General features: G+C 57.3%; 1 protein-coding gene. It reads left to right on the plus strand.

What is annotated here, in order from left to right; genetic code table 11:
- Positions 1-53: 53 nt before the first annotated feature.
- Positions 54-25,838, plus strand: coding sequence for a M10 family metallopeptidase C-terminal domain-containing protein (locus WA429_RS02230; protein WP_287464380.1), 25,785 nt, complete (start codon positions 54-56; stop codon positions 25,836-25,838).
- Positions 25,839-25,884 lie beyond the last annotated feature (46 nt).

Consider the following 25,884-nt stretch of genomic DNA (forward strand, 5'->3'; position numbering starts at 1 on the left):
CGCCGCTGCTTTCGAATCAGGTAAATATAATTCCCAAGTAGGGAGTAACTCTCGTGGCCTCGCCCGCCAATCAAGATGATGGTGTTGGTGTTACCGACACCGATATTGAACAGGTTCTTGATAACCGCGCAGAAGATGATTCTGCAGCGGCAAATTCCGATTCCGGAACCAGCGCGCAGGGCGGCGGCAATTCCCCGGCTTTGGCCAATCAGGTTTTCACCAATGTTCAGCACGTCATCGGCAGCGCCTATGACGATGTTCTGGTTGGGGATGGTGCAAACAACACGCTGATCGGCGGCGAAGGCGACGATATCCTCGAATCGGGCGAGGGTGAGGATGTCGTAACCGGTGGTGCCGGGCGTGATACCTTTGTGCTTGAAAGCGGGTTCGAGAAAACCACCATCACCGACTTCAATGTCGACGAAGACGAGCTGGCCTTTACCGATCTTGGCGTCGACAGTATCAACGACCTGATGTTGCTGGCGGCCGATGATGGTGCGGGCAATGTGGTTGTGACCTTTGCTACCGGCGATGTTCTGGTGCTGCAAGGGGTGACCAAGGCGCAGCTTGCCAGTGCAACCATTGTCGAAGCACCGCAAATTTCCCCGGTAACCGTGGTTTCCGATGACAGTTCCGATGCCGGTGGCGATGCGGCAACCGACGAGACGGCCAGTGTCATCGACGGTACTTCGGGCGATGACACAATTGCCGGGTCTGACGGCGATGACATGATTTCGTCGGGCGGTGGGGCGGATACTATCGACGGTGGCGCGGGTGAAGACACCCTGTCGCTTGATGGTGCTGCTGATGGCATGCGGGCCGATCTCGGCGAGGGGCTGGCGACCGATGATCTTGGTGCCAACCGTGTTTCGTTCAGCAATTTTGAAAATATCCGCGGCACGTCGGGCAATGATGTGCTTGCCGGTGATTCCGGTGACAACACGCTTGTCGGCGGTGCTGGCGACGACACGTTCAAGGTCAGTGACGGCAGCGATGTCATTGACGGCGGTACGGGCGAGAACACCCTTGATTACAGCAGTTCCGAGCAGGGCGTTCGCGTTGACCTTGGTTCGGGTGCTGCGCAAGGCAATGACGTCGATGAGACGTCCGAAAATTCTGCTTCTGGCGATACCGGCGGTTCGACCGGCGGCGACAGCACGTCTGAGTCCGGTGCGTCTGAAACCGGTACGGGTGACTCCGCATCAGGCGATGCAGGTGCAACTGATCCGGATGCCGGTGATGCGGGCGCGTCCGGCGAGGGCAGCACGGATACGGGCAATTCATCTGAAACCGATACAAGCGGCGATACGACAGGTGGCGGTTCCGCAAGCGATGATGCCAGTGGATCGGACGGCGCGGACCCGGTGGAGTCCGGCGCAGGCAGCAGCGATGCCAGTTCCGATACGAGTTCCGATGCAGGTTCCGGTGGCGGATCGGATGACACGACGTCCGATCAGACCGACGCAAAGAATTCCGGTGACAGTACAGACAGCGCTGGCGGCGACGGCACTTCTGCCGGGGCAGAGGGCAACGGTGCGGATTCTGGTTCAGATTCTGGCACGGAATCCGGCGCGGATGCCGGAACGTCCGGCGGTTCTGATGCATCTGGTGAAACCGGTGGTGCAGAAACTGGTGAAACAGGCGGTTCAACAGGTTCCGGTGCAGATGACGGTACGAATGCGGCATCGGGCGGCGATGGTGATACACCCGCCGAAACCGGATCCGGTTCGAATGATGCGACCGGAGATGGCAGTTCTTCGGACGGTGGTTCATCAGATGGCGGATCTTCTGATTCCGGTGCATCAGCCGGTGGTGCAGACGAAACTGCGTCCAGTGGTTCTGATGGCGTAAATAGCGGTTCCGGTACGGATGAAACAGCCGGTTCCGACGGTGGTGACACAGCTGGTGGCGATGCCGGCAATGACGGCGCGGGTAACGATGCGGGTTCGGGCGAGACCGCATCGGGTGACAGCGGATCAGATGCTGGCGACAGCACATCTGGAGATGGCGGTTCTGCTGACGCCGGCAGTAATGCGGGTGCAGATGCCGGTACGGATACCGGGGCAGATCAGTCTGCGGGTGATTCCGGGGCCGAAAGCGGTTCGGAGCCACAAACCGGTGCCGGTGATGAAACTTCGGGTGCGGAAGGCAGCGGCACGCAAGCTGAAACCGGTAGCGGTTCGGATGGATCCGATAGCACCGATGGTACTGGCGGCTCTGATGGTGCTGATGGTGCCGATGGTTCGGACACGCTCGGCGGTGCTGACGGCAATGCCGGCGACACTGTTGATACCGGTGATACCGGCCTCGAAGGTGGCGAAGGATCTGACGGTGCGCTGCAAACCGGTGCGCAGGATGGAACAGATCCTGTTGCCGGTGGTGACGGTTCCGACCCGCTGGGGGATGCGGGTGCCGGTGATGGCACCACCACCCAGGAAGACAATACGACCCCGGGCGCGCAGGCCGGTGCAGGCGCTGGCGGTGATGCGACCAGCGATGCCGAAGCAGGTGCACCAACTGATGGTGAAACCGAAGGTGCCGCCGAGGGCGAAGAAACAACCGGATCGAACGAAGCCGATCCCAATACCGAAACCAACGAAGATACTGCGTCCTCTGGCGACGAAACCGAGCAGACCGGCGATACCGGTACCGGTGACGAAACCAGTGAAGAAACCACCGATGGCGACGGGGATGCTCCGGCCTCTGGCGATGCTGGCGATGGCGACAGCACGGCAATTTCGTTTGATAACGTCCCGACCGCAGGTGATGACCTGGTGCAGGGCGGCGAAGATGCAGACGTGTTTGGCGGCGGTGCGGGCAATGACACCCTTCAGGGCAATGGTGGCGACGATACCCTTGTGGGCGGTACCGGCGATGACCTTTTGCAGGGGGCGGCCGGTGATGACGTCCTGAGCGGTGAAGCCGGGAACGACATTCTTCAGGGCGGCGAAGGCAATGACAGTCTCGATGGCGGCACGGGCGACGATGTCCTCCAAGGGGGATCGGGCAACGATCAGCTGATCGGCGGGGCCGGTAATGACGTTATGGCCGGTGGATCGGGGGATGATACCCTTTCCGGTGGCGCCGGGGATGATCACATCCAGGGTGGTAGCGGCACCGATACCGTCGATTACAGCGATGCAACCGGTGCAGTGACGGTCGATCTTTCCAATGAAACGGCGACCGGTGCGGCGGGCAATGACGTTGTCCAGATGGTTGAAAATGTCGTCGGGTCGGATTTCGACGACCACATCAAGGGTGACGACGGCAACAACGTTCTTGAAGGCGGTGCGGGCATCGATACCCTGACCGGCGGGGCGGGTGATGACACGCTGAGCGGTGGCGCGGGCAAGGATGACTTCGAACTGACCGAGAATTTCGGCAGTGACACCATCACCGATTTCAACGGTTCTGAAGATATCATCGATCTGTCGCGTCTGGGCATTCAGGATTTCGCGACCCTGCAAACCATGATGTCGGACGATGGCAACGGCAATACCGTCATCGATTTCGGTGAACAGGGCGTTCTTACCCTTGAAGGAGTAAGCAGCGACAGCCTTGTTGCCGATGATTTCCGCGGTTTCGGTCGTATCTTTGAAACCGAAGATGATGACATCGAATTCGGAACCGGCGGCAATGATGCTGTTTACGGTTACGGGGGCAATGACACGCTTGGCGGTGGCGACGGAGACGACGTCATTTCCGGCGGCTTTGGCAATGACACCGTTTCGGGCGGTGCGGGTAATGATACGCTGCGCGGTCAGGAAGGCATCGACACCGTCGATTATTCCGGTGCGAATGGCAGTGTTCGCGTCGACCTTGAAGCCGGCACCGCAAGCGGTGCGGACGGAGACGATCTTCTTGATCGTATCGAAAACGTCACCGGTTCAAACCATGACGACGAAATTTACGGCGATAGTGGCGTAAACGTTCTTGCCGGCGGGGCTGGCAATGACACGATTGTCGGCCGTGGCGGGAATGACACCCTTGATGGTGGCGCGGGTGATGATCTGTTTGTCGGTGAAGACGGCAATGACACCATCATCGGTGGTGACGGATCAGATACGCTTGATCTCAGTGCGCGTGACACCGCGCAAGATGTGCGTCTGAATACGGGGACCGCACGCGATTCCGAAACTGGCGAAAGCGACAGCATTTCGGGCATCGAAAACATCATCACAGGTGCGGGCAACGATACGGTCATTGGCAGCGGGGATGACAACTTCATTTCCACCGGCGCAGGTGACGATCTTGTCCGTGGTGTTGGTGGCAACGACACCCTTGATGGCGGCGAAGGAACCGACACCATTGGCTTTGGCAGCGAAAGCGGGCTGAATGTCAATCTGGAGACCGGTGTTGCGGTTACCAATTCCGGTACGTCTCAAATCTCTAATTTCGAGAACGTGGTCGGCACCGGCAATGATGACATTATTACCGGCGATGATGGTGACAACGTTCTTTCCGGTCTGGCTGGTGATGACACCCTTGCCGGTGGCGGTGGCAATGACACCCTGCTGGGTGGAGACGGAATTGACACAGTTGACTATTCAGATGTCGCAAGTGGTGTTCAGGTCGACCTTGTAAGCGGCGTTGCCCAGGGGGATGGCACCGACAGTTTGTCCGACATCGAAAATGTTGTCACAGGTGCCGGTGATGACGTTGTTGTCGGGAACAGTCAGGGCAACATTATCGATACCGGTGCCGGTGATGATACCGTTTACGGAAGTGGTGGCATCGACACCCTGATCGGTGGCGACGGCACAGACACCCTGAGCTACAATTCTGGCGCGGACAGTACCCTTGCATCTGGTGTTTCAGTTGATCTTGAGGCTGGCACGGTTACCGGGCGCAACTTTGTCGACCAGATTTCCGGTTTTGAGGAAATAGAGGGCTCCGTTGGCGCTGATACCATGTTGGGTAGCAGCGGCAATGATGTTTTCATCGGCGGTGCGGGTAATGACACCATCGATGGGCGCGGTGGTGACGATACCCTGACAGGCGGTTCAGGCGCTGATACTTTTGTTGTGTCCCCGGAAAGCGGAAACGATGTCGTCACTGACTTCAATCCGGCGGTGGACGTCATCGATATTCAAGGCATTGATGGTCTTGAACTGTTCTCGGACATCACCGATTTCATCGGCCAGGATGCTGCTGGTAATGCGACGATCACGGTTGGTGATGCGGTAATTACCCTTGAAGGTGTTGATCCCGATAGCCTGACATATGCAAACTTCCGGGGTATCCGGTCGCTGGAAGGCACGGATCAGAAAGACATTCTGGACGGTACAAGTCGCAGCGACGTCATTACGGCAAAGGCTGGTGACGATACTGTTACCGGTGGTGACGGTAATGACATCATTGACGGCGGATCGGGCAATGATCTGATATCTGGCGGCAAAGGTTCCGATACCATTACCGGCGGTGATGGGAATGACACCATCAATGGTGGATCGGGCAGTGATGTTCTGGACGGTGGCGACGGCGTTGATACGCTTTTCTACCAAGGCCAGTCATCAGGGGTCAGTGTCGATCTTGAGACCAATCAGGCCGTGTCGGGCAGTGACAGCGATACGATATCGAATTTCGAAAATGTCACAGGGTCCTCATATAACGACAACATATCGGGCGATGACAATGCCAATATCCTGAAGGGTGGCCTTGGGAACGATGTGCTTGAGGGGCGCGGCGGTGACGATGAACTGATTGGTGGTGCCGGTGCGGATACGCTTGCCGGTGGTGCAGGCAATGATATCCTCAATGGTGAAGCTGGCTTCGATACCGTTACCTACGAGGATGCAACGGGTGGCGTAAACGTTAACCTTGCGTCTGGGACCGCAACCGGTGCAGACGGTGAAGACAAACTTGTCGAAATCGAAAACCTTATCGGATCCGATTATGACGACGTTTTAACCGGGTCGTCTGTTGATAACACGATTATCGGTGGTGCCGGTGATGACACCATCAATTCCGGTGCCGGGCAGGATGTGATATCGGGCGGCGACGGGGCAGATACTTTCGTCCTGAGCAATATCAGTGACGACGTGGTGGTGACCGATTTTGACCCTGCCGAAGATCAAATTGATCTTAGTGATTTCGGCATTCCGAATTTCGAAGCACTCAAGAAGCTGATCACCAGCAACGACAATGGTGACGCGGTCATTTCGATTAATGATCGAACAATGACACTGACCGGCGTTTCCCCGGACGAGCTGAGTGCGGATAATTTTGTCGATATCGACAGCCTGGGTGCCACCGACGGTGATGATGTCCTTGAGGGTACATCCGCCGAAGAAATCATTGACGGGCTTGATGGCAACGACACGATCAGTGGTGGCGCCGGAGACGACACAATATACGGGAACAGTGGTGATGACACAATTTCCGGCGGTCAGGGCAATGACATCATTGATGGTGGCGACGGCGAAGACACCGTCGATTACAACGGTAGCGGCGGCGTAACAGTCGATCTGGCTGCGGGCACTGGCGGTGTTAATGGTGAAGACACTCTTGTCAGCATTGAAAATGTCAGCGGTTCAAACCTGAAAGATGTGATTTCAGGGGATGACGGTGCCAACACCCTTTTCGGTGGGGCCGGTGATGATACGATTTCGGGCGGTGCAGGTGATGACGTCATTCTGGGCGGCACCGGAAATGACAAGCTGGTTGGCGGTGCGGGCGACGATGCACTAGTCGGTGGCGAGGGCGTTGACCTTGCCGACTACAGTTCCGCCGATGGCGGGGTTACTGTCGATCTGGCCGCGGGCACAGCCAGCGGTGCGTCCGGGAATGATACCCTTGCAACCATCGAAAATGTTACTGGTTCCGATCACGACGACACGCTTGTCGGCGATGATGGTGCCAACACGCTTGCCGGCGGCCTCGGTGATGATGTGCTTGACGGTGGGGCTGGTGACGATCTTCTGATTGGTGGTGTCGGGAATGACACGATTGAAGGTGGTGAAGGCGTTGATACGGTCAGCTATGAAACCGGTGGTGCTGTTAATATTGACCTGTCAGAAGGTGTCGCAACCGGTGCAGATGGAACAGATCGTCTCAGCGGCGTAGAAAATGTCATCGGTTCGAACCAGGCCGACACGATTACGGGTGATGATGGTGCCAACATTATCAAAGCCGGTGGCGGGGCAGATACCATCACCGGTGGGGCGGGCGATGACACCCTGACCGGTGGTGCTGGTGCTGATGTCTATGTTGTTGGTCCGAATGACGGAACCGATACAGTAACCGATTTCGCTGTTGGTGAAGATCAGATCGATATTACCGGCCTGGGTATAGATACTTATGGCCAGTTGTTCGAACTGATGTCGGAGAACGAAAACGGTGACCTTGTCATCGATTTCGGTGAAGGCACGTCGATGATCCTTGAAGGGGTCGGTTTGGATGACATTTCTGCCGACAACTTTATCGGGGTACGTGACATTGTCGGAAGCACCGGCGATGACACAATGTATGGTACCGACGGCCAGGACACGATGTCGGGGCTTGACGGTAATGACATCATCTATGGTCTTGAAGATGATGACAGCATCTATGGCGGCGACGGTGATGATACGCTGGTTGGCGGGGACGGAGATGACGTCCTTGATGGCGGCGATGGTGTCGATACTGCTGATTACAGCGACGACACCGAACAGGTTGCTGTCGACCTGAACGCCGGGACGGCCACGACAGATGGCGGGAATGACACGCTTCGCAACATCGAAAACATCGTTTCCGGTGCGGGCAATGATCACCTGACCGGTTCTGATGCGGACAATATTCTTGTCGGTGGCGAAGGCGACGACGTCCTTGAAGGACTGGATGGTAACGACACCCTGGTTGGCAGTGAGGGGCGCGACACGGTCAGCTATGCCAATGCCGGCGGCGGGGTGACGGTCAATCTTGAAGATCAGACCGCAAGCGGTGCCGCAGGCGAAGACACCCTTTCAGGGATCGAAAACATTGTCGGTTCCGGCCATGCCGACATGCTCGAAGGGGATAGCGGCGATAACAGCATCAATGCCGGGGCTGGCAACGACACCATTGTTGCAACAGGCGGCGATGATGTGCTGCGCGGTGGTGCGGGATCGGACACTGTCGATTATCGCAATGCAACCGGTGGCATCACGGCTGACCTTGAGGCTGGTCGGGTAACCGGTCTTGGCACCGATCAGCTTGAAAATATCGAGAACCTGACGGGATCGGATTACAACGATACGATCAGTGGTAACGAGCTCGACAATATTCTGTCTGGCGAAGGTGGCGACGACATTCTGTCGGGCGGCAATGGCGATGATACCCTGCTTGGCGGGGCTGGCAACGATACCCTTGTCGGTGGCAGGGGCAATGACCTGATTGATGGTGGCGATGGTATCGACACCGTCGATTATGCAGGTGAACAGCAAGGTATCGAGATCAATCTCGGGACCGGCGAAACCGACGAGAATACCGGTGACACCGTCCTGAATGTTGAAAATGTCGTCGGTAGCGGCTTTAACGATGTCATTACCGGATCCGATGCGGATAACACCCTGCTTGGCGGCGGTGGTCAGGATACCTTCAATGTCAGTGCCGGCGATGATGTGATTGACGGCGGTGCCGGTATCGACACCGTCGATTACAGTGACAGTCAGACCGGCGTGGATGTTGATCTTGGTGCGGGGACGGCAGACAAGGCCAACGGCACCGACAGTCTGAGCAACATCGAGAATGTTATTGGTTCGGATGCCAATGACAGCATTACCGGATCGGCTGACACCAATACCCTGGTGGGCGGGGCTGGCGACGATACCATTGATGGCGGTGCCGGAGACGACCTGATCGCGGGTGGTGAAGGTAATGACACCCTTGCTGGTGGTCAGGGTACGGATACACTCGATTATTCCGATGCAACGGGTGCACAGACCATTGATCTTGCGGCCGGCACGGCAAGCGGCGCGGATGACGATGACACCATTTCCGGGTTCGAGAATGTCGTCGGGACCGAATACGGGGATACGATTACCGGGGACGATGCCGCCAACGTTATTGACGGCGGTGCGGGTAATGATCTTCTGACTGGTGGCGCTGGCAACGACACCCTGCGCGGTGGTGCAGGTGATGACAGCTTTGTCGGTGAACTTGGTGACGACACCTATTTCGGTGGCGAAGGTGCTGATACGCTTGATTATTCGGATGCCGGCTCGGGTCTGGATATCAATTTGCAGACAAATATCGCGACCGGTGCCGATACCGGGACGGATAGTTTTAGCGGCATTGAACAGGTTATTGCATCCGACCACGACGATGTGATTACCGGCGGTGCAGGCGACGATACAGTTCTGGCAGGCGACGGGAATGATACGATCACCGGCGGTGCTGGCAATGATGTGCTGTTTGGTGAAGATGGCGACGATACGATTTCGGGTGGATCCGGCCGTGACACGCTTGACGGCGGCGCGGGCGAGGATACCGTATCGTTTGCAGGTGAATCTGGCGTATCTGTTGACTTGCAAACCGGTGTGACAAACACCGGCGACATTATCTCCAACTTCGAAAATATTACCGGTTCGCTTGGTGATGACACCCTTCGGGGCGATGCAGGTCGCAATACCCTGAAAGGTGGACAGGGCAACGACGTTCTTGATGGTCGTGGCGGTGATGATGTTCTGTCCGGCGGGGCGGGGAATGATACCCTGCGCGGTGGTGAAGGCAGTGATACCCTTGATGGCGGCACCGGTATTGATACCCTGGATCTGTCGGATATTGATGGTGACCAGACCGTTGATTTCACTACTGGTACTGCGACGAATGGCACGGATACCGACAGCTTCAGAAATATTGAAAATGTCACGACCGGTGATGGCGATGACCTGATTACCGGCGATGGCAACGGCAACGTGATCGATGCCGGCAATGGCGACAATACCGTCAATGGCGGTGCGGGTGCCGATACCATCAGCACCGGTGACGGCGAAGACATTATTGATGGCGGTTCAGGTAATGACACCATTAATAGTGGTGCGGGTGCCGATACCGTTCTGGGCGGTGATGGCAATGATGTCATTTCGTCTGGCGCGGGGGATGACCTTGTTGAGGGCGGGGCCGGAAACGACACCATTTCGGCCGGAAGCGGCAATGATACCCTTGATGGTGGTGCAGGCAACGATACCCTGCGCGGCGGCGAAGGTGATGATGTTCTGATCGGTGGCGACGGCGTTGATACCGCAAGCTATATCGATTCAGAATCCGCCGTCACCGTTGACACCAGCAACAATACTGTCAGCGGCACATCAAGCGGTACTGATACCCTTGACGGGATCGAAGTGGTCCGCGGTTCGGAATTCAACGATACCTTTATCGGCGGCGGTCAAAGCGACACCTTTATCGGTGGTGCAGGCAATGACACCTTTGATGCCGGTGCCGGTAATGACACGCTGAGCCTTGGTGGCGGTGCCGATCAGGTCATCTTCAATCCGGGTGACGGCAATGACACCATCACGGACTTCAATGTCGGTGCCGACCAGATCGATCTGACCAGTTTCAACATTGCCGGTTATGACGCGCTTGAGGAAATGTTTGGCACCAATGCCAACGGCGATCTGACCATCAATCTTGAAAGCGGCGATACCATCACGCTTAAAGGCGTGTCGGCAGCCCAGCTTAGTGCAGACAACTTCATTGGTGTCGATGTCCGTTTGGGTACCGATGATGCTGATGAAATGATCGGCGGTGACGGCGATGACATTATCAATGCGCTGGGCGGCGATGACACCGTCGAAGGCGGCATTGGCAACGACCGCCTGATCGGTGGTTCCGGCAACGACACCCTTGATGGCGGGACCGGCAACGATACGCTGGTTGGCGGTTCGGGTTCGGACGTGCTGGTCGGTGGCGAAGGCAGCGACACGGTTGATTATTCGACCGAAGGTGCAGGCATTGTCGCCGATCTTGAAAACGGCACGGTTACCGGCGGTGACGGCGACGACGTTCTTGACGGGATCGAGAATGTTACCGGCACGCTGCATGATGATACCCTGATCGGGAATGATCAGAACAACACGCTGTCTGGTCTGGATGGGGATGATATCCTTGTCGGCGGGACCGGTGATGACGTCATTGATGGCGGCGAAGGGTCCGATACCGTTGATTACAGCACCGCAACCCAAAGCGTTAATGTCGATCTGGATGCAGGAACGGCAACCGGTCAGGGCACAGACCGCCTGAACGATGTCGAAAATGTTGTCGGTTCGGACTTCAATGATGAAATCCGTGGTGATGCCGCGAACAATACCATTTCGTCGGGCGCCGGTGCCGACGCGGTAGATGGTGGTGCCGGGGATGACGTGATCGATGCCGGTGACGGTGCCGATGAAATCAGCGGCGGTGACGGCAATGACACCATCGAAGGCGGTGCCGGTGGCGACATCCTTCTGGGTGAAGCAGGCGACGACACGCTGAGCGGCGGCGACGGCGATGACATTGTCGAAGGCGGCAGCGGTGATGACTGGGTCTATGGCGATGCCGGGGATGATATCCTGGATGGTGGCGATGGCGATCTTGATACGGTCGACTATTCCAATGTCGATGGCGGCGTCACGGTTGACCTGATCAAGGAATACGCGACCGGTGCGGGCGGTGATGACATCGTGCGCAACTTCGAACGCGTGATCGGTACCGATTATGCCGATACGCTGGTCGGTAGCGACGGCATCAACACCCTTGATGGCGGATCGGGCAACGACACCCTGTTTGGTGGCGCGGGTGATGACGTCATCATCACCGGTGACGGCGAAGACATGATCGTTCTGAAGCCGGGTGGCGGCCATGACACCGCAACCGATTTCAATGTCGATGAAGACATGATCGATCTGTCGTCCTATGGCATCGAAGATTACGCCACCTTGCGTGACCAGATGGCCGATGACGAAAATGGCAATGCGGTCATCACACTTGATGATGGGGACAGCATCACGCTCGAAGGCGTGTCGGTTGATGACCTGTCGCCAAAGAACTTCTTTGGCTATGACGTCATTTATGGCACCGAATTCGAAGACAACATCATCGGCAGTCAGATCAGCGATGAAATCCACGCTCTTGAAAGCGACGATATCGTCGATGGCCAGGCCGGCAATGATGACATTTACGGCAATGAAGGCAATGACACGCTGATTGGTGGCGCGGGCAATGATACCCTGCGCGGCGGCGATGGCAGCGACACGGCCGACTATTCCGACACGACCGAAGGTGTGACGGTTGATCTGGGCGCGGGGACCGCGACCGGCGAAGCAGGCAATGACACCCTTGAAAGCATCGAAAACGTTACCGGTGGTGCTGGTGATGATGTTCTTGTTGGTGATGACAATGACAACATCCTTGACGGTGGCGCAGGCAATGACACCGTTTACGGCAATGGCGGTGATGACACCCTGATCGGTGGCGACGGCGACGATGTCCTGTCCTATGAAGATGCCCAAGGCGGTGTAGATGTCGATCTCGATGCCGGAACCGCAACCGGTGGCGCAGGCAATGACGTCATTGACGGTTTCGAAACCCTGATCGGGTCGGATCATGACGATACGCTTGCCGGCAATGATGCCGATAACGTCATTGATGGCGGTGCCGGTGACGACACGCTTTCGGGTGGTGCGGGCAATGACACGCTGATCGGTGGCGATGGTGCCGACATCGTTGATTATTCCAACGATACTGACGGTGTTGCAGTCGATCTTGAAACCGGTACCGGCATTGCGACCGATGGCACCGATACCCTTGACGGTATCGAAGGTGCGACTGGTGGTGCGGGCAATGACACCCTTACCGGGTCGAGCGGCGACAACATTCTGGATGGCGGTGCCGGTGATGACACCCTGAGTGGCGGTGCAGGCAATGACACGCTTGCCGGTGGCGAGGGTGCTGACCTTGTCGATGGCGGCGCGGGTGATGACGTTCTGTCGTTCGAAGGTGATCGCATTGGTGCGGACGGTGAAACCACCGATCATGTCGGCAGCCCGACCACGGATGGTACGGGTGACGTAGCTGATATTTCCGGCAAGAACATTTCCGATGACAGCTTTGTCGGTGGGGCAGGCAATGACACCCTGGTTGCCGGTTCCGGTGACGATGCGATTATTCTCGACCGTGATCACGCCGGTGGCGGATCGGCCAACCCGGCAATTGTCGATATTGAAAATATCGATGCCGGTGATGGCAACGACGTTGTCGATCTGACCAGCGAAACCCATTCCTATGGCGATGTGACCATTGATGGTGGCGCAGGTGACGACACCATCTGGTCCAATGATGGCAATGACGTCATCGCCGGTGGCGAAGGTTCCGATAACATCCATGGTGGTGCGGGTAACGACGTTATTGATGGCGGTGCCGATGACGACATCATTGATGGCGGCGAAGGGACCGACACCATCGACGGTGGTGCCGGGAATGACACGATCGTGGCCGGTGCCGGGGACGATATCCTGATCGGTGGCGACGGTTCTGATACCCTTGATATGTCCGGTGCAGATGGCGCGACCATTGACCTTGCCGCGGGCACGGCAAGCAGCGATGAAACCGGCAGCGACAGCATCGACGGATTTGAAAACGTCATTGCGACCGATGGTAACGACACCATTACCGGGTCGGACGGTGACAACACGATTGATGCCGGTGCTGGCAACGATAGTGTGACGCTGGATGCCGGGAATGATGATCTCGACGGTGGCGCGGGTATCGATACCCTTGATCTGTCCGGAACGACCGGCGGGGTTACGGTTGATCTGGGCGCAGGTACGGCAAGTGGGGCCAATACCGGTTCGGACACGATTGCCAACTTTGAAAATGTTACGGGATCGGATGATGCCGATACCATTACCGGTTCGGATGATGCCAACGTCATTGATGGTGGTGCTGGCGACGATGTGATCGATGGCGGTGCTGGCGACGACATCCTGTCGGGTGGTGCTGGCAATGACACGCTTGTTGCGGGCGACGGCAACGATACGCTGTCGGGCGGTGACGGGGCGGATACCTTTGTCTTCGAAGATGGCAGTGATGCCGATCTTGTCAGTGACTTTGATCTGAATGGCGATGTGATTTCGCTGCCGGATGCCGGTGTTTCGACCTGGACCGACTTGCAGCCGCTTCTGTCAGACGGACCGGATGGTGCGGTGATCACGCTTCCGTCCGGTGGCACGGTTACCCTGTCGGGCATTTCGGTTGCCGATCTGACACCGAACCACTTTGACGGCATCGAAAATGTCGGCACGCCGGGTGAAGATACACTTGGTGGCGGCGAAGGTGATGACACGGTCGATGCCGGTGACGGTGATGATACCGTTGCTGGTGGCGGCGGTGATGACACCCTTCAGGGCGGCGGCGGCAGTGATACGGTCGATGGCGGTGATGGCAACGATTCCGTTGATGGCGGCGATGGGGATGATTCTGTCGGCGGCGGCGCGGGCGATGACACGGTTGCAGGCGGTGGCGGCAACGACACCCTGAGCGGTGGCAGCGGAACCGACACCCTTGATGGTGGCGACGGTGACGACGTTCTTCAGTTCGAAGCCGATCGTACCGGCCAGGCTGGCGATAGCACCGACCACGCCGGCAGCCCGGGTGTTGATGGCACCGGGGATGTTGCCGACCTCGAAGGTCTTGGTCTGAGCGACGATCAGTTCGAAGGTGGTTCTGGTACCGATACCCTGTTGGGGACGTCTGGTGCGGATGCCATCATTCTTGATAACGATCACGTCGATGGTTCGAATACCCCGTCGATTAGCGGTATCGAAGTGATTGATACGGGCGCGGGCGACGATGTTGTCGATCTGACCAGCCAGACCGATGGATATGGTGATGTGACCGTCAATGCCGGGACTGGCAATGACACGGTCTGGACCAGTGCGGGCAATGATGAAATCAATGCCGGTGACGGTGATGACGTCATTCATGACGGTGCGGGCAATGATATCGTCAATGCCGGTGCGGGCAATGACACCATCGAAGGCAGCCAGGGCAACGACACCATTGACGGTGGCGACGGCATTGATCTTCTGGATCTGTCGGATGCTGATGGCGTGAATGTTGATCTGGATGCCGGGACGGCACAGTCCGGTGCATTTGGATCAGACACCGTTTCGAACATCGAAAATGTGACCGGTTCGGCTGGTGATGACATCATCACCGGTTCGGATGCCGCCAACGAAATTGATGGCGGCGCAGGCAATGACACCCTTGATGGTGGTGCAGGTAACGACACCGTCATCGCCGGTGCAGGTGACGATACGGTTCTGGCCGGTGCAGGCGATGATACACTTGCCGGTGGTGAAGGTACTGACACCCTGGATATGATCGGTGCCGATGGTGCGGTGGTTGATCTGGATGCGGGCAGTGCATCTTCGAGCGCGACCGGCAATGACGTAATTTCCGGCTTTGAAAATGTAACTGGCAGTGACGGTGCAGACACCATCACAGGCAGCGATGGCGCAAACACCATCGCAACGGGTGCCGGCGACGATATCGTCGATGGTGGTGCCGGTGACGACGTGATCGACGGCGGTGCCGGGAATGACAGCCTGCTGGGCGGTACCGGAAACGACATTCTGGACGGTGGTGCTGGCAATGACCGGATGGATGCAGGTGTTGGTGATGACACCCTGACCGGTGGTGCGGGTGCCGATACCTTTGTCTTTGCCGATGGTACGGATGATGATCTGGTCACCGACTTTGCCGTTGGAACCGATCAGATCGCCCTGCCAGATAGCGGTGTGACCAGCTGGACCCAGTTGCGTGACATGCTGTCCAATGGTCCCGACGGGGCAGTGATTACATTGCCGTCCGGTGGCACGGTCACCCTTTCGGGGGTCGCGGTCGAGGATCTTGGTCCGGGCGACTTTGAAGGCATCGATAACGTTCCGACCGAAGGCAATGACAGCCTTGGTGGCACCGATGGTGATGACACCATCAATGGCGGCGGCGGCGATGACACGATTTCCGGCGGCGGCGGTAATGACATGCTCGGTGGTGGCGAAGGTGACGACACGCTTGAAGGCGGATCGGGCAATGACACCCTGACAGGTGGCAGCGGCACCGACACCCTTGACGGTGGCGATGGCGATGACGTGCTTGAATTCGGCGCGGACGGCACGGCACAGGCCGGTGACAGCACCGACCATGCCGGAAGCCCGGGTGTCGACGGTACCGGCGATGTCGCCGATCTCGAAGGTCTTGGTGTCAGCAATGATGTCTATGACGGTGGTGCGGGCACCGATACGCTGGTTGGAACCAGCGGCGGGGACGCGATCATTCTTGATGGCGATCATGAAAATGGTGCAGCAAATCCGTCCATCGTTGATGTCGAAGTTATCAATACCGGTGACGGTGACGATGTCGTCGATCTGACCAGCCAGGTTCATTCTTATGGTGATGTGACGGTTGATGCCGGTGCGGGCGATGACACTGTCTGGACCAACGAAGGCAATGACAGCATCAGTGGCGGTGACGGCAATGACCACATCAATGCCGGTGCAGGCAATGATATCGTTGATGCCGGTGCGGGGGATGACACAGTTGTCGGGGATGCCGGTAACGATACCCTGATCGGTGGTGATGGTTCCGATACCCTTGATATGTCCGGTGTCGATGCGGATATCGCGGTCAATCTTGATGATGGCACCGCCAATAGCAGCGAAACCGGATCGGACGTTGTTTCGGGCTTTGAAAACCTGATCACCGGTTCGGGCGACGATACGGTAACCGGCAGCGCATCCGATGACACGATTGCGACCGGCGACGGCGCCGATACCATTGATGGTGGCGATGGCATTGACCTGATTGATGCGGGTGCCGGAAATGACGTGATTTCCGACGGTGCCGGCAGTGATCTTGTCATGGCGGGTGCGGGCGACGATACGGTTGTTGCCGGTTCCGGCAATGACAGCCTTGATGGTGGCGACGGTGTTGACACCCTTGATATGTCGAACGCGTCCGGTGATGCGGTTGTTGACCTGGGTGCGGGAACGGCAAGCTCGTCGGAAACCGGCAATGACCAGATTTCGAACTTCGAAAATGTAACCACCGGTGCCGGTGATGATCAGATCACCGGGTCGAACGGTGATAACGTCATCCATGCCGGTGCAGGCAATGACACCATTGATGGCGGTGCCGGTGACGACACCGTTTCGGGTGGTGCGGGTGCCGATACCTTTGTCTTTGCCGATGGCACCGATGACGATGTCGTCAGCGATTTCACCCGCGGCGAAGACAAGCTTTCGATTGATGATCTTGGCATCGAACGCTGGGCCGACCTTGTGCCGATGCTAAGTGAAAATGGCAATGGCGACGCGGTGCTGAACCTGCCGTCTGGCGGGACAGTGACCCTTGTCGGTGTTGGTCTGAGCGAACTGAGCGCAGATGACTTCACCAACATCACCGATGGCGCGACACCATATGATGACGTTCTCGAAGGCACCGATGGTGACGACACCATCGATGCGCTGGCCGGTGATGACACCGTAACCGGTGGTGCAGGTGACGATACCCTTCTTGGCAATGACGGTTCGGACACCATTGATGGTGGAACCGGAAACGATGACATTGACGGCGGTTCGGGCAATGACACCCTGGCCGGTGGCGCCGGGAATGACGACATTGCCGGTGGCGATGGCAACGACACCCTGACCGGTGGTGCGGGCGACGATACCCTTGATGGCGGTGCTGGCGACGATGTTCTGAACTTCGAAGCCGATGGCACCGCGGACACCGGCGAAACGACCGAACATACCGGAAGCCCGGGTGTTGATGGGACCGGCGATCTGGCTGGCATCAGTGGCAAGAACATTTCCGATGATACGTTCATTGGCGGTGACGGCAACGACACCCTGAACATGACCGGTGGCAGTGATGCACTGGTTCTGGACGGTTCGAAACTGGGCGATGGTCAAACCACCACGCCAACCGTTGAAACCCGCACGCTGGGTCTGACGAATTCGGCTAGTGCGGCCGATGTTCAGGCAGCCTGGTCGGATGCCAACCTGTATGCCTATGATTTCGGGACATCTTTTGTCGACGAGAACGGCAAGCTGAACCTTGGTGCTGCGGATGATACCGTGACCTTTGATGGCAACGGTATCGGCAATAATGGTGGCAGCCCGGCAGGCAGCCAAATCAACCACGATGCGGCAACCGGCGAAAGTGAAGCAATCGTTGTCGATCTTGGTGCCGATGCAACCACCGCAACGGTTCAGGTTTCCAACCTGATGGCCGGTGAAGGTGGCGGCGAAGTTGGTTCCTGGCAGGCCTTTGATGCCGATGGCAACCTTGTTGCGTCGGGTACGCTTGATGACAGCACGATCGACTACACCAGTAACGGTGTTGGCACGGCAACCATCAGTGTGACCGACGGTGCAGGCAACCCGATCGAATTCCGTTATCTGGCATTTGAAAGCGAACCATATGCCAACGGTTCAAGCGGTTCTGACAGCAGTGACTTCTTTGTCCGGTCGATCAGCTATGACACGGTTGTTGATGAAACAACCACTGACGGGGCGCGCCTTGACGGGGTTGAAGTCATCAATGCCGGTGACGGTAACGATGTGGTCGATCTGACCAGCGATACGATTTCCTATGGCGATGTGACCATCAATGGTGGTTCGGGTGCCGATACCCTTTGGGGTAACGCCGGCGACGATACCATTCGCGGCGAACTGGGTGATGACAACATCCATGGCGGTGCCGGTGATGATTACCTTGATGGTGGTTACGGCGATGATGTGATCAATGGCGGTGTTGGCAATGACACCCTGCTTGGCGGCACGGGCGAAGATGAACTGCGCGGTGGTGCCGGTGATGACACCATCGTTGGCGGTGCCGACACAGATACCGTAATTTATGACGATGCGACATCCGGTGTTGATGTCGATCTGGCCAACTATACCGCCACTGGCGGTGCGGGTAATGATGCGATCTATCAGGTCGAAAACGTTACCGGTTCGGACCATGACGACACCATCAAGGGCGATCACAAAGCCAACATCCTTGACGGTGGTGCAGGCAACGACACGCTGGTCGGTGGTGCGGGCAACGATACCTTGCGCGGTGGCGAAGGCACGGATACCGTTGATTACAGCAACGCATCCGGTGCGGTGAATGCCGACCTGTCGACGGGAACCGCCCAGATCGGCAATACCGAAACCGACAAGCTTTCAAGCATCGAAAACCTGATCGGATCAAGCGGCAATGACACGCTGACCGGATCGGACGGGGATAACACCCTGGTCGGTGGTCTTGGCAATGACACGCTTGTTGGCAATGATGGCAACGACGTTCTTGAAGGCGGTGCCGGAAACGACACCCTTGATGGTGGCGCGGGCGAAGACACCCTGTCGGGCGGCGATGGCAATGATGTGATCAATGCCGGTGCGGGCAATGACATTGTCGATGGTGGTGCGGGTGACGATACCGTCCTTGCAGGGGCGGGCGACGATACCCTTGCCGGTGGCGACGGAACCGATACCCTTGATCTGTCTGAAGCCACCAATGGTGCGACGGTCGATCTTTCGGCTGGTACGGCAAGCTCGAACGAAACCGGCAATGACAGCATTTCCGGATTTGAAAATGTAGTTGGTGGTGCCGGTGCGGATACCATTACCGGTTCTGACGGCGACAACGTGATTTCCGGTAATGGCGGGGACGATGTCCTTGACGGTGGTGCTGGCAATGACACGATTTCGGGCGGTGCTGGCAACGATACGGTAATGGCCGGTGCCGGTGATGACACCCTGTCGGGTGGTGCAGGCACCGACATGCTTGATCTGTCTGAAGCCACCAGCGGTGCAACAGTTGATCTGTCGGCGGGCACGGCAAGCTCAACCGAGACCGGCACTGACAGTATTTCCGGCTTTGAAAATCTGACGACCGGCGACGGTGATGACACGATCACCGGATCGTCGGGCGATAACGTGATTGATGCCGGTGCGGGCAACGACACGATCGCCGCAGGCGATGGCAATGACACCATCACCGGCGGTGCTGGTGCCGATACGCTGATCTTTGAAAATGGCACCGATGACGATGTCGTCAGTGACTTCAATATCGGCGAAGACGTTATTTCATTGCCTGATCTTGGCATCGATGCCTGGACTGACCTTAAGGCGCTTCTGGCCGATGATGGCAATGGCAACACGGTAATCAATCTGCCGGCGGGCGGTACCGTGACGCTGGTGGGTGTGGCGCTTGATCAGCTTGGCCCGGATCAGTTTGAAGGTGTGTCCAACATCGGCACACCGGAAGACGACAATCTGAGCGGCACGGGCGGCGATGACAGCATTGACGGTCTTGCTGGCGATGACACGATTGCCGGTGATGGCGGCAATGACACCCTGATCGGTGGCGCGGGCGACGATACCGTTTCCGGTGGCGATGGCAATGACACGCTTTCGGGTGGCGAAGGTGACGATACGCTTGATGGCGGATCGGGTGATGACACCTTTGAATTCGATGCCGACGATGTTGCCGCGACCAATTCGGAAACCACCCATGACGGCAGCCCGGGCGTTGCTGGCACCGGTGATGTTGCCGACATCAGTGGCAAGAATATCAGTGACGACACCTTTGTCGGCGGGGATGGCAATGACACGCTGAACCTGACCGGTGGTGATGATGCGCTGGTTCTTGATGGCGCCAAACTGGGCGAAACAGACACAACGCTTGAAACCAGAACACTTGGCCTGTCGGGCAGCGGTTCGGCATCGGCTGTCGAAGCGGCCTGGTCGGATGCCAACCTGTATGCCTTTGATTTCGGAACGTCGCTTGTTGATGAAAATGGCAAGCTTGATCTGTCGGCTGCGGATGACACCGTCGGGTTCTTTGGTGCCGGTCTTGGCAATAGCGGTGGTCAGGTTGCCGGTAGCGAAATCAATCATGATGCGCCATCTGGCAACAGCGAGGCGATTGTTGTTGATCTTGGCAATGATGCCCGCAGCGCGAATGTTCAACTTTCTGCCTTCTATGGCAACGAACACGGCGGCGAGACGGCGTCCTGGCAGGCCTTTGATGCCGACGGAAACCTTGTCGGTTCGGGCGTTCTTGATGACAGCACGGTAACCTATGGCACCAACGGTGTCGGAAGCGCGACCATTTCGATCACCGACGCATCGGGTGCACCGGTTGATTTCCGCTATATTGCGTTCCAGGCCGAACCGTATGCCGATGGCACGGTTGGCAGTGACAGCAGCGATTTCTATGTCCAGTCGATTTCCTATGAAGCGGTCATTGAAACGCCCGTTACCGATGACGTGCGCCTTGAAGATGTCGAAGTCATCAATGCCGGTGATGGCAATGACGTTGTCGATCTGACCAGCCAGACCCACGCATATGGTGATGTCACCGTTGATGGTGGTGACGGTGACGATACCCTGTGGACCAGTTCGGGCAACGATACTGTGCTTGGCGGTGCCGGCAATGACGTGATCAATGACGGTGCGGGCAATGATGTTGTCGATGGCGGTGCAGGGGACGACACCGTAGCGGGCAGTGCCGGTGATGACACGATCGACGGTGGCGACGGGTCCGATACATTCGATGCATCGACCAGCAACGGCGCGACGATTGATTTGGCGGCGGGTACGGCATCCTCGGCCGAAACCGGGAATGATACCCTTGCCAATATCGAAAACGTCATCGGGTCGTCCGGTGGTGACACCATCACGGGCAATGACGCGGCGAATACGATCGCGGCGGGCGACGGTGCCGATACCATCAATGACGGTGCAGGCAACGACGTTGTCGATGCCGGTGCAGGCAATGACAGCCTGATCGCAGCTGCCGGTGATGACAGCATCGATGGCGGCGAGGGTGAAGATACCCTTGATATGGGTGCGGCCAACGGTGCAACGGTTGATCTTGATGCCGGTACGGCAAGCTCGGATGCGACCGGATCGGATGCAATCAGCAGCATCGAAAATGTCATCGGTTCGGACGGCAATGATGTTCTGAGCGGATCGGACGGCGCGAACACCCTTCTGGGTGGGGCCGGTGATGACACCATCGAAGGCGGTGCCGGTGGCGACTACCTTGATGGTGGCGAAGGCCGCGATACGATCAGCTATGAAGGATCGGATGCGGGCGTCGAGGTTTATCTTGGCGAAACCGATGCCAATGCCCGCAACCCGGGTGATGGCGGCCGTGCCTTTGGCGGTGATGCCGCCGGTGACATTCTTGCCAACTTTGAAAAAGTCATCGCATCGGCCCATGACGACTACATTTATGGCAACAGCCAGAACAACGAAGTTGATCTGGGCGATGGCAATGACACGTTTGACAATGTCGAAGCCGATGTCAGCGAAGACACCATTGATGGCGGTCTTGGCAATGACACCATCTGGACCGGTGACGGTTCGGACACCCTGTCGGGTGGCGAGGGCAATGACTATCTGAATGGTGAAAAGGGCGACGACTATCTTGATGGTGGTGCCGGTACGGACCGTCTGATTGGCGGCGAAGGCAACGATACCCTCGATGGTGGTGAAGGCAATGACACCCTGACAGGTGGTTCGGGTGCGGACCTTATTCAGGTCAGCAGCCTGATTGGTGACAAGGTGGTCACCGACTTCAACACCAGTGTTGACCAGATTTCGCTCGATGCCCTTGATATCAGCACCTGGTCGGAACTGGCGCCGCTTCTGTCGGAAGTCAATGGCAACACGGTGATTGATCTGGGTGATCAGGGATCGGTCACGCTGCTTGGCGTGCGTCTGAATGATGTTTCTTCCGACATGTTTGTCGGTATTGAAAATGATGGTGGCGCAACGCCGTTTGACGATGTTCTGATCGGTACCAGCGAAGATGATTACATCGACGCACTAGCCGGAAATGATGTTGTCGATGGCGGTGCCGGTGATGACACGATCAACGGCATGGAAGGTGATGACAACCTTTCGGGCGGTACCGGCGATGACACCATCACTGGCGGCAGTGGCAATGACGTTGTTTCGGGCGGTGACGGTGACGACACGCTTGACGGCAACGAAGGCCATGACGTGATTTCGGGTGGTGCAGGCAACGATACCCTTATCGGTGGCAGCGGCAACGACGTCATGGATGGCGGCGGCGGCGATGACCATATCGATGGCATGGATGGCGACGATACCATCACCGGCGGCGACGAAACCGACACCATTTACGGATCGGCAGGTAATGACAGCCTTGATGGCGAAGGTGGCGACGACGTCATTTCCGGTGGCGACGATAATGACAGCATTGCCGGCGGTGCGGGCAATGACCTTCTGTCCGGGGATGCCGGCGACGATACGATTGATGGCGGCACCGGGAACGATACGCTTCTGGGCGGTGACGGCAATGACACCCTGCGCGGCGGGGATGGCGATGACGTTCTGTCTGGCGGTGCGGGCAATGACCTGCTTGACGGTGGTGCCGGTAATGACACCCTGACCGGAACCGACGGGACAGATACCCTGATTGGTGGTTCGGGCAACGATACGCTTGATGGCGGTGCCGGTGATGACACCTATACCGGCGGTACCGGTGCTGATCAGATTCTTGTTTCCAATAATTCCGGCAATAAGGTTGTTACCGACTTCAACCCGCAGGAAGACCAGATCAACCTGGCATCGCTTGATGTTGATGACTGGACCGAATTGCGCGGCCTGATGAGCGAAGTCAACGGCAACACGGTCATTGATCTGAACGGTCAGGGATCGTTGACGCTGGTCGGTGTTTCGATGGGTGCACTTACCGCTGACATGTTTGTCGGTGTTGAAGCATCAAGCGGCCCGACCCCGTATGATGATGTGCTTTATGGCACCAGCAACAATGACACGATTGCGGCCCTTGCCGGTGACGATACGGTTTATGGCCTGAACGGGCAGGACACCCTGTCTGGCATGGAAGGCAATGACAGCCTGTATGGCGGTGACGGCGACGATACCCTGTCGGGTGATGCCGGAAATGACCTTGTCGAAGGTGGCAGCGGTCAGGACAAGATCACCGGTGGCACAGGCGACGATACGCTGGATGGCGGTTCGGGCGATGACAGCATTTCGGCCGGGGATGGCAATGACACGCTTCTGGGCGGTCAGGGCCAGGACAAGCTGTTTGGCGATGCCGGCAACGATACCCTGTTTGGTGGTACCGGCGACGACACCCTTAAAGGTGGCGCTGGTGATGACGTGCTTGATGGCGGTGAAAATAACGACAAGCTGTATGGTGGTGACGGCAACGACACGCTGAGCGGTGGCAACGGCGACGACAAATTGTATGGCGAAGCCGGGAATGACACGCTTGAAGGCGGTGCTGGCAATGACTCGCTCAATGGCGGATCGGGTCGTGATGCGGCAAGCTATGCCAATGCATCTTCAGCAGTTGCTGTAAGTCTTGAAAGTGGCACGGCCGTTGGTGGTGCTGGCAATGATATTCTGTCTTCGATCGAAGACCTGATCGGGTCGAACTTCAACGACTATCTGTTCGGGGATGATGGATCGAACCTGCTTTCGGGTCTGGACGGAAATGATGTTCTTGGTGGCGATGATGGTGATGACACCATCTGGGGCGGTACCGGCAACGATACGATCAATGGCGGTTCGGGTTCGGATCTGATTGATGCGGGTGCGGGCAATGACACCATCGAATATCAGAAAGACGCGACCTGGAGCGGCAGCTATGCTGCGAAAAACGTTGGCGATCCGGGTATGGATGGCACCAACGAACAGATCAATCTTTCGGGTTACAACCGTTCGGAAGATATCTTTGACGGTGGTGACGGGACCGATACTCTGTCGATGACCAGCGGCAATGATGCGCTGTTCCTGGATGATACCTTTACCGATCCGGGCACCAGCCCGCGGATATCGAATGTCGAAGTCATTGATGCCGGTAACGGCGATGACATTATCGATCTGACCAGTGATACGCTGTCTTATGGTGACGTCACCATTCTGGGCGGTACGGGCGATGACATCGTCTGGAGCAACGCCGGTGATGACGTTATCAATGGTGGCGAAGGCAATGACACCCTGTGGGGTGGTTCGGGTGCCGATACCATCAGTGGCGGCAACGGGGTTGATATCCTCAATGGCGGCGCGGGCGATGATGTCTTGCAATACAATGCAGACGATACCTGGGGTAACAGCTGGTACGCGCTGAATGACGGCTCGCCAAGCGAGGATGGTCACAACCACGACAATGGCTGGGGTCACAACAACCATAATGGCAATGGTTGGGGACATCATGACGGTGGCGACGAAGGCACTGGCGAATATGTCAATCTGGGTGGTTACAACCAGTCCAACGACATCTTCATCGGTGGCGAGGGTGTCGACACCCTGCAGATGACCAGTGGCGATGATGCCCTGTTCCTGCGTGATTCGGTCAGCGAAGGCAGCGCCAATGTCCGTATCAGCGGTATCGAGGTGATCGAGGCCGGTGATGGCAACGATATTGTCGACCTGACCAGCGATATTGAAAGCTATGGCAATGTCACGATTGATGGTGGTGCGGGCAACGATACCCTGTGGTCCAATGCCGGGGATGACCTGTTGCTGGGCGGTGCGGGCAATGACCATCTGTATGGCAGTGCCGGGGATGACACCCTGACCGGTGGTACGGGTTGGGATACGTTCGAAATCGGCAAGACCGATGGTCATGACATCATCACCGACTTTACGCCGGGCGAAGACATCATTGATCTGTCGGAATGGAACTACAACAACTTCAACCAGATCCAGAACGACATGCATGTCGATGTTGACGGCAATGTCGTGATCGAACTTGGCAATGATGCATCCGTGACCCTGATGGGGGTTCATGATCCGGATGACCTTGATGCCGATGATTTTGGATTTGGCAGTTAAGTGACGGCTGATCACGGAACGCAGAAGACACAAAAACGGGGTGGTC

Origin of the sequence: Thalassospira sp. CH_XMU1420-2 (assembly GCF_037029325.1) — a bacterium.
Lineage (GTDB): Bacteria > Pseudomonadota > Alphaproteobacteria > Rhodospirillales > Thalassospiraceae > Thalassospira > Thalassospira povalilytica.